Origin of the sequence: Brachybacterium tyrofermentans (assembly GCF_039526165.1) — a bacterium.
Classification (GTDB): Bacteria; Actinomycetota; Actinomycetes; order Actinomycetales; family Dermabacteraceae; genus Brachybacterium; species Brachybacterium tyrofermentans.
Map to the genome: position 1 here is coordinate 1 of NZ_BAAAIR010000031.1, position 10,642 is coordinate 10,642.

The following is a 10,642-nucleotide window of genomic DNA, read 5'->3' on the forward strand; positions in this document are numbered from 1 at the left end:
CGACCTCGCCCGCACCCCGCAGGCACTCGCAACCACCGGAAGCTAGCGATCGAGAGTGGAAACCAGGCCATAGGTCAGGTCAAACTGTCACCTAAACGCGCGGCAGTCCTCCCCCAGATCCAACGCGTGCTGAGAATCAACGAAATCGACACCATCACCAACGACGTCATCGAAGCCGCCCAGAGCACCCTGGTCATCGGAGTCACCTGACCCGCTATACAGCGTCTGAAGAACCCCGCCGATTAACGAACGAAGTCACAGACAATGGCGTCGCCACGGTTGCGAGTAGGGTCCCCGCCGGGTATTTCGTGACAGATCTGTCCGTCGTGCAGCGCCAACCACCTCAACGTGGCATCAGGAGGGTCTGCCCTCGGCGAGCCGTGCGCCAGCGGCGCCAGGACGTGTGCTGGACTTGTCCCGCATCTTCTCTGCGGGTCGCCGTGATCGGGCCCCTGCATCCGTCAAGGTCGGCAGCCGTGTGGCAGTGCGAGATAGCGTGCCGACATGGCAGAGACGACACCGGTTATCCGTGAGGCGCGCGTCGATGATGAGGCGGAGCTGTGGCCGTTGGCCTCGGCCCTCGCCACCTCGTACGAGCCCACGCGCGAGCGCTTCCGGGCCGGCCTGCGCGGCATCACGGAGGATCCCCGCGCCGCGGTGCTCGTCGCGGAGCACGATGGGAGCCTCGTCGGCTACGTGCACGTACTCGTCCATGAGGCGTTCCATGCCGACGGGATGATCGGCTGGGTCGAGGAGCTGATGGTGGGGGAGGACCAGCGCGGCACCGGATGCGGCCGTGCGCTGATGGCTGCCGCCGAGCAGTGGGCCACGGAGAACTTCGACATCGCCTACCTCGCCGTCGCGACCCGCAGGGCCGAGGGCTTCTACCGTTCCATCGGGTACGACGAGTCCGCGACGTACTTCAAGAAGGCCTTCCGCTGATCCCGGGACAGTCCGTGTGCGGCGCTCGCCGGGAGGGCATCTCCGGGCACTGCGATACCTTGACCCTTCGACCCCCGTGACCCGGGCGGACTTCCCCCACGGATGGACCGACGAATGAATGGCCCTCAGATGAACCCGATCCTGCCCGACGGCTCCGAGCTCGACCGCTTCGAGGGAGCGCGTCGGTGAACCTCGTCTTCTTCGGCGCCGTCGTCGCCCTCGCCATCAGTCTGGTCGGCACCCGCTCCTACACCGCGCTCGCGCAGCGCAGGGGCTGGGCCCAGTTCGTCCGGGACGACGGCCCCACCAGCCACCATTCGAAGCGCGGCACCCCGCAGATGGGCGGTCTCGTGATCATCGGGGCCACGGTCGTCGCGTACGCCCTGGCGCACCTGGCCACCTGGAGCGCGCCGACGATCTCGGGGCTGCTGGTGCTGTTCCTGATGGCGGGGGTCGGGTTCATCGGCTTCCTCGACGACTGGACCAAGATCAGGCGCGAGCGGTCCCTCGGCCTGCGCTCCGGGCAGAAGCTCCTGGGCCAGATCGTCGTGGCGGTCGGCTTCGCCCTCCTGGCCACCCGGTTCCCCCGCGAGGGGATCACCCCGGCCAGTTTCCGCATCTCCTTCGTGCGCGATACCTGGGTGGACCTCGCCGTGCTCGGCACCGTCATCGGCCTGCTGCTGTTCGTCGCCTGGTCCGTCCTGATGATCACCGGGGCGAGCAACGGCGTGAACCTCACCGACGGTCTGGACGGCCAGGCGGCCGGTGCCTGCGTCATGGTGTTCGGGGCCTACGTGCTGATCGGTGTGTGGCAGTGGATCCACAACTGCCAACGGGTCACGTCGACCGGATGCTACGAGGTGCGCGACCCGCTGGACCTGGCGCTGGTGGCGGTGTGCATCATGTGCGCCTGCATCGGCTTCCTGTGGTGGAACACCTCCCCGGCGCGCCTCTTCATGGGGGACACCGGATCGCTCGCGCTCGGAGGCGCCCTGGCCGGCATGGCGATCATGACCCATACCGAGCTGCTCATGGTCATCCTCGGCGGGCTCTTCGTGTTCGAGACCATGTCGGTGATCCTGCAGGTCAGCTACTTCAAGCTCACCAAGCGCCGCAACGGCGGCGTGGGCAAGCGGCTCTTCCTGATCACCCCGATCCACCACCACTTCGAGATGCTCGGCTGGGAGCAGATCACGGTCTCGATCCGCTTCTGGATCATCTGTGGGATCTGCGTCGCGGCGGGCCTGGGCATCTTCTACGGGGAGTGGGTGCTCCTCGACGGGTGACGCGCTGTGCCGCCGCTCTCCCGAGGGCCGGGCCCCTCTCCCGCTCCCGTGCGAACGGGGATAGGTTTGCTCTGCACGGTGTGTACGCCCGTGCACTGCGGCGGATCCCGTCGCCCCGTCGTCGGCCCCGCCGCCCTGCCATCCCCTCGAGGAGCCCTCGTGCCCATCCCTCTGCGTCGCCGTCGCTGGGCGCTGTACGCGCTGTTCCTGCTGCCCGGCCTCAGCGTCTCCGCGTGGGTGACCCGCACCCCCGTGGTCCGCGATCTGCTGGAGGTCTCCACCGCGCAGATGGGCATGGTGCTTTTCGGTCTGTCCGTCGGCTCGATGATCGGGATCCTCTCCTCCGGACCGCTCGTGATGCGGTGGGGCACCCGCCCCGTCGTCCTGGTCGGATCGTCGCTGATCGTGCTGGCCATGCCCACGATCGGACTCGGAGCCATGGCCGGGCTGCCCGTGCTGGTCGCGCTCGGGCTGGCCTTGTTCGGCGCCGGCATGGGCGGCGGCGAGGTCGCCATGAACATCGAGGGGGCCGACGTCGAACGGATCGGTGGGCGCCCCTTCCTCCCCGCCCTGCATGGGTGCTTCAGCCTCGGCACCGTGATCGGTGCGGGTCTCGGCATCCTCGCCAACGCGGTCCGGTTCCCCGTCGCCGCGCACCTATCGCTGACCGGAGCGCTCGGCGCTGTGCTGCTGATCTGGGCCCTGCGCTCGATCCCCGCCGGCACCGGCCTCGTCTCCTCCCAGCAGCGCACGGAGCAGGCCGCGACGCCCGGCCCCGCGATCTGGAAGGACACCCGACTGCTGTTCATCGGCGGCATCGTGCTGGCCATGGCGCTCGCCGAGGGCACCGCCACCGACTGGCTGCCGCTGGTCATGGTCGACGGCCACGGCTTCGGGGCGACCATGGGCGCGAGCGTCTTCGCCCTCTTCGCGGCATCCATGACGGTGGGCCGCTTCGCCGGCGGACCGATCGTGGCCCGGGCCGGCCGCGCCCGCGTGCTCATGGTCAGCGCGCTGTTCGCCGCGGCGGGCCTCGCGCTGATCTCGTTCGTCGACAGCCAGGGCGTGGCCGTTGCCGCCGTGATCCTGTGGGGCCTCGGCGCTTCGCTGGGCTTCCCGCTCGCGCTCTCGGCAGCAGGCGACTCAGGAGCCAACCCGGCCGGACGCGTGGCCCTGGCCTCGACCATCGGGTACCTGGCGTTCCTCGTCGGCCCGCCCACGCTGGGCTTCCTCGGCGAGCACATCGGGCTGCGTCTCGCCCTCGTGGTGCCGCTCGCGGTGGTGCTCGTGGCCGTGTTCCTGGCCCCCTCGACCGCTCCGCGCTCCATCCCCGACGAGGACCGGTCCGAGGAGTTCGAACCCGTTCGCTGAGCGGGGTGTGTGCAGCGCGGGCGGTCTGGAAACGCATTGCGTACATCTTGTACAAGTTGTACGCTTACGTCATGAACAGCGTGAGCATGTCCGAGTTCCGTGCCCGGCAGAGCGACCTCATCGCCTCCACCCATCGCGAGCCCCTCGTCATCACCTCCCGGGGTGCGCAGCGTCGGGCCGTAGTGGTCTCCCCGGAATTCTTCGACCGCGCGATCGAAGCGCTCGAGGACCAGATCGACGCACAGGCGGCGAACGAGGCTCGTGAGAGTGATGAGCCGCGGGTCTCCCATCGTGAACTGATGGCTGAGCTTGGACTCTGAGCAGTCCGGCTCAGACAGTTTTCCCGTGCTGCCTGCAGCGGACCGGATCGACTACAGCAACAACGCTGCGAAGGCTCTGCGGAAGATCCAGCCGCAGAAGCAGCGGAAGCGCATCGTAGAAGCGATCGAAGCACTCGTCGAGGATCCCCGTCCTGAAGGATGTACGAAGCTCACTGATGGTGGGGGCGCCTACCGAATCCGTGTCGGGGACTATCGAATCGTCTACGAGATTCTGGACGGGAAGATCTCGATCCAGGTTGTGCGCATAGGGCACCGCAGAGAGGTCTATCGCTGACGAACGGCGGAGGACGTCGAATCGCGCGACACCGTGGAAAGAAGTCGCGCGGCAGCAGACAGTCGTGATCCGATGGGTGCATGAGAACCGTGCAGATCACCGACGTCGATCCGACCCGCGCGGAGGATCTCCTTGCCTGGAACGCCCTGCTGAGGGACGGGTTCAACGCCGGGCGCGAGGCCGCCTGGTGGGCGAGCGACGAAGCCGTGCTGGCGCAGTACGGCGACCCGAAGCCGGAACGGACGTCCGTGCTGCTGGTCGCGACGCTGGACGGACGGCCCGTCGGCGCTGCGAGCGCGAGCGCGGACCCCGGGGAGCCCGCCGAGGTGGAGATCTCCGTGCTGCCCGACGCCCGCCGTCAGGGCGTGGGCACTGCCCTCGCCGAGGCGGTGAGGGCTCGGTTGCGCGGCGTGGCCGAGATCGTCCAGGCCGAGACGTACTCCGAGGCCGGAAAGGGTTTCGCGACCGAGCTCGGGCTGCGTGTCGGGAACCAGGAGCATCGGCTCCTGCTCGACCTTCCCATAGACCTGGAGGTGCTGCGTGCGCAGCACCCGGCACCGTCTGAGGTGGAGGTGCGGTCGTGGACCGGTGCCTGCCCGGACGACGTGCTCGAGGACTGGGCGCGCCTGACCACGCAGATGGAAGAGGACGTGCCGATGGGCGACCTCACCCGTCCCGCCTCCCGCGGCGACGTGGACTCCGTGCGCCGCGGGGAGCAGCGGATGGCGGACCAGGGCTGGATCCTGGTGCGCAGCCTCGCCCGGCTCGACGGCGTGAGCGTGGGCTACACGGAGATCTTCGTCAGCCGCCACGACCCCGAGATCATCACGCAGGACGACACCCTCGTGGATCGCGACCATCGCGGCCACGGCGTGGGACGGGCTCTCAAGCTCGCCAACCTCGAGAACCTGATGACGCTCGAGGAGGCCGGGCGGGCCCGCTGGGTGCAGACCTATACGGCGCTGGACAATGCCGCGATGCTCGCGCTGAACCGCGCGTTCGGCTTCCACACCGCCGATCAGCTGACGATCCTCGAGGGGCCCGTCGGCTGATCGGCCCGGAGTTGGCCGTCAGGCGAAGAGCTCCAGCAGGCGCCGGCACTTCGGCGGGTCCCGGGTCAGGCCGTGCTCCAGTCCCCACAGCAGGTAGGACAGGGAGCGCACGAGCACCCAGTCCCGTGCCCGCCCTGGCGGGATCTGCGCCGCCTCGACGAAGGCGCCCAGCGCCCCGCGGACGTCCTCATCGGCCGGCAGCTCGTCCAGGCGCGACCACAGCACGCGGCCGACGTCGTACTCGCGGTCCCCGCGCAGCAGCACCGGGTCCACGACCGTCCACCGATGCCGTGTCCCGGCGAGGACCTGCTGGTCGTGGAGGTCCCCGTCGACCGAGCCGTGCCCGGGATCGTCGGCGGCGCGTCGGCCCGCGGCGGCGATCCCAGCCTCCAGGAGCGTGCGCGGAACGGGCTCACCCAGGGCCTCCCAGCGGGCGGTGGCCGCGCGGGCCTCGTCGGCGGCGATCTCGCCCGTGCTCGGTACCGTCCCCGGGGCCGGGACGGCGAGAGTGCGGGTGAGGGTGCCGAGCACGGCGGCGGAGCGCTGCGGGGTCTGCGCCGACAGGGAGCGGGAGGGGTCCAGGCGTTCGAGCAGCATCACGCCCGCCGCCTCGTCGCTGTCGAGCAGCTCCACGACCCCGCGGCCGTCCCAGTGCCGCAGCGCCGCGCACTCGAGAGCCAGATCGTCCCCGGGAGGGGAGAGCCGCAGCGCTGCCCCGAGCGTTCCCTGACGCACGGGGACGACCAGGGCGTTCGAGCCGTGCACGGGGTCTCCGTCGACCTCCAGGCCCCAGTCCTCGCACCGTCGGGCGACCAGCGCGGGCAGCCGGTCCAGCCACGCCCGTCCGGGCTCGTCGTGCCACCAGCGCGGCATCCGACGGAACGAGGAGGGCGCGGTGATCATGAGGTCATCCTGCCGTGGCCGGCGAGACGCAGCAGGTAACGCTGCTCGGGGAGGCTGTGCGTGCCCTCGGCCGCGCGCAGGAACGCCTCCCTCGCCTCGGCCTCCCGGCCCAGCCGGGCCAGGAGGTGCCCGGTGACCGCCTGGTGGCGGTGGCTCTGCTCAGGGCTCCGGGCCAGCAGATCGAGACCGGCCTGCGGCCCCGCCACCTCGGCCGTCGCGACCGCGAGGCCGAGCGCGACCGACGGGGTCGGGTCGACGCGCTCGAGCATCCGGTAGAGCTCGAGGATCTGCGGCCAGTCCGTCGCGGCGAACGACGGGGCCTCCGCGTGCACCGCGGCGATCGCGGCCTGCAGCTGGAACGCGCCGACGTATCCGGTGCTCAGCGTCGGAATGAGCAGCGCGATGCCCTCCGCGATCAGGTCCTGGTCCCAGAGCAGGCGATCCTGCTCCGGGAGCGGCACGATCTCCCCGGCCGCGTCGAGGCGGGCGGGTGAGCGGGCGTGGGTAAGCAGGAGAAGTGCCAGCAGACCCGCGCTCTCCGGTTCCGACGGCCGCGCACGATGCACCTCCCGGGCCAGCCGCACGGCGCTCTCCCCGAGCAGCGGATCTGCCCCGCGCACCCGCTCGGCCAGGGAGTGGTCCTGCGTGTAGATCGCGGCCACGGTATGGCGCACGGCATGGAGCCGGCACGGGAGCTCGGCCGGAGTGGGAGGGGAGAAGATCGCCCCGTGGGCGCGCAGGGTGGCCTTGGCGCGGCTGATCCGCTGCGCCATGGTCGGTTCGGGCACGAAGAAGCAGGTCGCGATCTCCGCGGTCGTGAGACCGGCGACCGCTCGCAGGGTGAGCGCCACCTGCGAGGGCGCGGTCAGGGCGGGGTGCGCGCAGAGCGTCATCAGGGTCAGGGTGTCGTCCCCGTCGTCCCCGTCGTCCCTGTTGCCGCTGTCGTCCTCGGGTAGGTTCTGGTCTCCGAGGTCGCGGACCTCGAGCCGGGCGGCGCGTGCCTCCCGGTCCCGCCGGGAGGCGTCGGCCCGGATGATGTCGACCAGGCGCCGGGAGGCGACCCGGTGCAGCCACGCGCGTGGGGTCGTCGGCAGGCCGTCGCGCGGCCACTGCTCGGCGGCGGCGAGGAGCGCGAGCTGAACGGCGTCCTCGCAGTCCGCGAGATCCCGATGACGGCGCAGCAGCGCGGCGAGGACGTGCGGCGCCTCATCGCGCCACACGTCCTTCCACGCGTCGGCCTCCGCCGTCAGGTCGGCCATGCGTTCAGGACCCGTCGGGCCCTAGCTCATCACCGGGCGCAGCTCGATCGTCTCGCCGCGCGCTCCGAAGAGGTTCGCGATCTCCTCGGCGCGCTCGAGGGTGTCGACATCGATGACGAAGAACCCCGCCAGATGCTCCCTGCCCTCGGCATAGGGGCCGTCGATCGCGACCTTCTGCCCGTCCTTCCACCGGAACAGGCGGGAGGCCGACGGGGCGCCGAGCGCCTCGGCGTGCACGAGCTCTCCGCGGTCCATGACCTCGGCGAAACCCTCGTCGAACGCCTTTCCGCCGGCATCGCGCTCCTCCTGGGGGAGGGCCTGGTGCTCGGGCAGATAGTCCGCGGTGGGGTGGCCCCAGGGCTGCGGGTTCGAGTGGATGAGGATGACGTACTTCATGACTGCTCCTTCGAAGAGGGGTCGAGAGGAGTCGCCGTGCGGCGTCTCCGTCCTGTGGTCGGAACAGATCCGGGGTTCTCGACATGTCCGGGGCGACGGGGTTGCGGACAGGCTGACGCCGGCACCTTCCGGTCGGCCGACGACGCCCCAGCATGTTGTCTACCTGCCGGGGAGATCAACCACGGGCACGGAGGTCGAGGGGTGTGCCTGCTGGACCCCTCCGGGCACTACCTGGAGCTGATCACCCGCGCATACCTCTGAGCTCAGGCCTGCTCGGCAGCGCTGATGTTGACCTGCCAGATGATCCCGAACCGGTCGGTGAAGGTGCCGTAGACGTCGCCCCACATCTGCTTCTCGAGCGGCATCGTGATCGTGCCGCCCTCGGAGAGGCGCTCGAACGCGCTGCGCAGCAGGGTCTCGTCGTCTCCCATGAGGGACAGGGACACATTGTTGCCCGGGACGAAGCCCTCGGGGCTCATGCCCTCGACGTGGTCGGAGACGTACAGGCGGATCAGGTCGGTGACCTCGAGGGACCCGTGCATGATCTTGTCGGCGTTCGGGTCGCTCTCGGGGACGGCGTGGAACTCGCCGAAGGTGGCGAACTGCGGGATCGCCCCGAGGGCCTGGCCGTAGAACTCGAAGGCCTCGCGTGAGGTTCCGGGGAAGTTCAGGTAGGGGTGCAGGGCTGCGGGCATGGCGTCCTCCTCGACGTCGGCGCGGGCAGGATGCCGGGCGCTCTGGAGTGAGCGTAGGCCCCCGGGCCGACGAGTGGAACAGCCGGGGTGCAGGAGGCCCCGGGTGCAGAAGCGCGGAGGTGCAGGAGCATCAGCCGCCGAACAGGGCCCCGAGGTCGAGGCTCCAGAGCGCCGCACCGACCCCTGTCGCGAGGAGCAGGCCCACGCCGATGATCCAGCCGATCATCGCGAGGAGGTTCAGGAGGATCCCCCAGGCGGCGCGGCCGCGGGCGAACGGCTCGCTGCCGCGGGACATGAACCCGAGGATGAGGCCCAGCACGGGGGCGATCAGCGTCCATCCGGCCAGGAGGGAGAGGACCCCGAGCAGCAGGCTGGCGGTGCCCTTGCCGGTTCCGTGAGGGGTGATCGTGCCGTAGGTGGTCAAGGCGATCCCTTCGTTCCGAGGCGGTCCCGCGCGGTGTCCCGGGCAGGTGAACTCAGCGTAGGAACGGGGTGGGGGCCGACGGATCCGTCCGCGGGATGGCCAGGGTCCGACCGGGGGTGGACATCGATGGCTGACGCCGGGCGTGGTCTGGAGCCGTCAGGACTCGGCGCCGGGTTCCCCGAGCTGTGCGATCAGGCCGTCGAGGGTGGAGTCGTCGACGTCACGGAAGCGACCCGCCGCGACGTCGGCCCAGCCTCTGTCGGCAGCTGCACGAAGCGCGGCAAGGCGTGCCGCGTCTTCTGCATCCCGTTGCTCGAGCAGGCGAAGGCCGGCACGGAGGACCTCGCTGGCGTTCTGATATCGCCCTGAGGTCACAAGGGAGTTCACGAGCTCGTGCTGATGGTCGCTGAGGACGACATTCCGAGTTGCCATGGCGTTTCCTTCCGTTGGCACTTTATGCCAATCATCTCTCCTGGGGACCACTTGCGCCAGTGCACGTCCAGTGCCCGTTCTGGCTTCGATCGCCGCGGGAGTCAGGCGGCCAGTTCAGGAGAGCTTCCAGGAGGACAGTTTCAGGCGCCGCCGTATCGTGAAGCCATGGCAGACAGGGCGCACACGGTGGTCGAACTCGTTCCGTACGACAGAGACTGGCCGGAGAGGTTTTCCGTGAGCGCCGCCGAGATTGCAGCAGTGCTGCATGGTGCCCGCATCGAGCCCGTCGGCTCGGCGACGCTCGAGGAGTACCTGGTGTTCAGGGACTTCCTGCGCGCTGTGCCAGCAGCAGCTGATCGCTACGAGTCGGCAAAACATTCCCTCGCGCGGGAGCATCGGGAGCGTCGCTCTCTGTACGTCGACCTGAAGCAGGACGTTGTCGACGGGCTCATGCTCGAGGCGAGAGCTTGGCGTCGACGGTCCCGATATCGGTGAAGAGTTCTGGTCTCCGTCCTCGATGTCTGGTGCTGGCCGAGATCAGGAATCCGCGAACCAGATCCACCAGATCTCCGGGCCATAGCCTGTCTCTATGCGCAGATGGCAGATCGACTCCCTTGCCGAGCTCTGCAGAGGACTCCCGGACGCCGAGGTGACTCCGTATGGCTCAGTGGTCGAGCCCGACTCCCTGGACTCGTGGAGCGATCTCGATGTCGCCGTCCGCACCACCTCGGTCGTGGATCTCGGCTCGGTGCTGGGCGCTCGGATCTGGGCGTCCCAGACGGCGCGGGACGCGGACAGGCAGGTGATCCGCCTCGTGCTCGAGGACGGTCGACGGATCGACCTCACGATCACCGGTGCCGAGGCGGACGTCCCGGCCCCGGCCTCCGACAACGAGGTCCGGTTCGACGCGGCCCTCGCCGCCGCGCGGTTCGGACGCGGAAACGACCTGATCGGTCTCCACCTGGTCCTCGGGATTCTCCGCGAGTCCCTCGTGCACCGGATGGTCGCTGCTGATCGCCGGGAAGGACGAACCCACCATCGACATGCCACCGCTCAGGACGCGCACGCCGCCGACGTCGCTGCCCTGCTGCGCGCGCCTCTCGGACCGGCGACTTCTCGAGGGGCGTACGAGCTCTACAGCGCGAGCCGAGCCGAGGTCGACCCGGAATTCGTCGCAGCGCCCGAGGGTGGTGTCATAGCGTCGTAGCAACACTCCCGGTCGGTGGGGGCTTGAGGCGAGGAGGCCTGGGATGGTGCGGCGGCTGCT

General features: G+C 69.7%; 14 protein-coding genes and 1 pseudogene. 9 read left to right on the forward strand and 6 right to left on the reverse strand.

Translation table 11 applies throughout. The features are described 5' to 3' along the window. From ABD093_RS05840 to ABD093_RS05870, 7 genes and pseudogenes are all read left to right on the forward strand, one after another. Window positions 1-210, forward strand: a pseudogene (locus tag ABD093_RS05840) (hypothetical protein); the annotation flags it as partial. A 294-nt stretch (window positions 211-504) separates the two neighbouring features. After that, complete coding sequence (locus ABD093_RS05845) at window positions 505-942, forward strand: GNAT family N-acetyltransferase (protein ID WP_193119343.1); 438 nt, start codon at window positions 505-507, stop codon at window positions 940-942. 185 nt (window positions 943-1,127) lie between these two features. Then, window positions 1,128-2,228 carry a phospho-N-acetylmuramoyl-pentapeptide-transferase gene (gene mraY / locus ABD093_RS05850; RefSeq protein WP_193119342.1) on the forward strand — a complete coding sequence of 367 codons (1,101 nt, stop codon included), beginning with the start codon at window positions 1,128-1,130 and terminating at the stop codon, window positions 2,226-2,228. A gap of 159 nt (window positions 2,229-2,387) precedes the next feature. Further along, window positions 2,388-3,599 carry an MFS transporter gene (locus ABD093_RS05855; protein ID WP_193119341.1) on the forward strand — a complete coding sequence of 404 codons (1,212 nt, stop codon included), beginning with the start codon at window positions 2,388-2,390 and terminating at the stop codon, window positions 3,597-3,599. Window positions 3,600-3,670: 71 nt separating this feature from the next. Continuing rightward, window positions 3,671-3,919: a type II toxin-antitoxin system prevent-host-death family antitoxin gene (locus ABD093_RS05860; protein WP_193119340.1), complete on the forward strand. Its 249-nt coding sequence runs from the start codon at window positions 3,671-3,673 to the stop codon at window positions 3,917-3,919. 25 nt (window positions 3,920-3,944) lie between these two features. Beyond that, the gene (locus tag ABD093_RS05865; protein ID WP_319021707.1) at window positions 3,945-4,214 is read left to right on the forward strand and encodes a type II toxin-antitoxin system RelE family toxin; all 270 of its coding nucleotides are present in this window, start codon (window positions 3,945-3,947) and stop codon (window positions 4,212-4,214) included. Between the two features lie 80 nt (window positions 4,215-4,294). After that, a complete protein-coding gene (locus ABD093_RS05870) occupies window positions 4,295-5,266 on the forward strand; it encodes a GNAT family N-acetyltransferase (protein ID WP_193119339.1) in 972 nt (323 codons plus the stop codon). A gap of 18 nt (window positions 5,267-5,284) precedes the next feature. Here the strand turns inward: ABD093_RS05870 and ABD093_RS05875 are convergent, their stop codons facing one another. The 6 genes from ABD093_RS05875 to ABD093_RS05900 all read right to left on the reverse strand — a co-directional run bounded on the left by ABD093_RS05875 (window position 5,285) and on the right by ABD093_RS05900 (window position 9,375). After that, window positions 5,285-6,169, reverse strand: coding sequence for an aminoglycoside phosphotransferase family protein (locus ABD093_RS05875; RefSeq protein ID WP_343923105.1), 885 nt, complete (start codon window positions 6,167-6,169; stop codon window positions 5,285-5,287). Further along, complete coding sequence (locus tag ABD093_RS05880; protein WP_193119337.1) at window positions 6,166-7,428, reverse strand: RNA polymerase sigma factor; 1,263 nt, start codon at window positions 7,426-7,428, stop codon at window positions 6,166-6,168. Before ABD093_RS05880 ends, ABD093_RS05875 begins: the two co-directional genes overlap by 4 nt. Before the next feature lie 21 nt (window positions 7,429-7,449). Continuing rightward, window positions 7,450-7,824 (reverse strand): YciI family protein, encoded by a 375-nt coding sequence (locus ABD093_RS05885; protein ID WP_193119336.1) that lies wholly within the window; start codon window positions 7,822-7,824, stop codon window positions 7,450-7,452. A 263-nt stretch (window positions 7,825-8,087) separates the two neighbouring features. Next, a complete protein-coding gene (locus tag ABD093_RS05890) occupies window positions 8,088-8,519 on the reverse strand; it encodes a VOC family protein (RefSeq protein WP_193119335.1) in 432 nt (143 codons plus the stop codon). A 130-nt stretch (window positions 8,520-8,649) separates the two neighbouring features. Beyond that, on the reverse strand, window positions 8,650-8,943 hold the full coding sequence (locus ABD093_RS05895; RefSeq protein WP_193119334.1) for a hypothetical protein: 294 nt from the start codon (window positions 8,941-8,943) through the stop codon (window positions 8,650-8,652). Window positions 8,944-9,099: 156 nt separating this feature from the next. Continuing rightward, entirely contained in the window at window positions 9,100-9,375 is a 276-nt protein-coding gene (locus ABD093_RS05900) for a type II toxin-antitoxin system ParD family antitoxin (RefSeq protein ID WP_193119333.1), read from the reverse strand. Between the two features lie 165 nt (window positions 9,376-9,540). Between ABD093_RS05900 and ABD093_RS05905 the strand changes: the two genes are divergently transcribed. Beyond that, the gene (locus tag ABD093_RS05905) at window positions 9,541-9,870 is read left to right on the forward strand and encodes a GrpB family protein (protein ID WP_226851010.1); all 330 of its coding nucleotides are present in this window, start codon (window positions 9,541-9,543) and stop codon (window positions 9,868-9,870) included. Between the two features lie 94 nt (window positions 9,871-9,964). Continuing rightward, window positions 9,965-10,582 carry a hypothetical protein gene (locus tag ABD093_RS05910; protein WP_343923111.1) on the forward strand — a complete coding sequence of 206 codons (618 nt, stop codon included), beginning with the start codon at window positions 9,965-9,967 and terminating at the stop codon, window positions 10,580-10,582. Window positions 10,583-10,642: the final 60 nt, after the last annotated feature.

Bases quoted from the DNA above. Each gene is read 5' to 3' on its own strand.
- ABD093_RS05875 (WP_343923105.1), bottom strand. From the start codon at position 6,169: ATGATCACCGCGCCCTCCTCGTTCCGTCGGATGCCGCGCTGGTGGCAC.
- ABD093_RS05880 (WP_193119337.1), bottom strand. From the start codon at position 7,428: ATGGCCGACCTGACGGCGGAGGCCGACGCGTGGAAGGACGTGTGGCGC.
- ABD093_RS05845 (WP_193119343.1), top strand. From the start codon at position 505: ATGGCAGAGACGACACCGGTTATCCGTGAGGCGCGCGTCGATGATGAG.
- ABD093_RS05870 (WP_193119339.1), top strand. From the start codon at position 4,295: ATGAGAACCGTGCAGATCACCGACGTCGATCCGACCCGCGCGGAGGAT.
- ABD093_RS05900 (WP_193119333.1), bottom strand. From the start codon at position 9,375: ATGGCAACTCGGAATGTCGTCCTCAGCGACCATCAGCACGAGCTCGTG.
- ABD093_RS05890 (WP_193119335.1), bottom strand. From the start codon at position 8,519: ATGCCCGCAGCCCTGCACCCCTACCTGAACTTCCCCGGAACCTCACGC.
- ABD093_RS05905 (WP_226851010.1), top strand. From the start codon at position 9,541: ATGGCAGACAGGGCGCACACGGTGGTCGAACTCGTTCCGTACGACAGA.
- ABD093_RS05885 (WP_193119336.1), bottom strand. From the start codon at position 7,824: ATGAAGTACGTCATCCTCATCCACTCGAACCCGCAGCCCTGGGGCCAC.
- ABD093_RS05860 (WP_193119340.1), top strand. From the start codon at position 3,671: ATGAACAGCGTGAGCATGTCCGAGTTCCGTGCCCGGCAGAGCGACCTC.
- ABD093_RS05910 (WP_343923111.1), top strand. From the start codon at position 9,965: ATGCGCAGATGGCAGATCGACTCCCTTGCCGAGCTCTGCAGAGGACTC.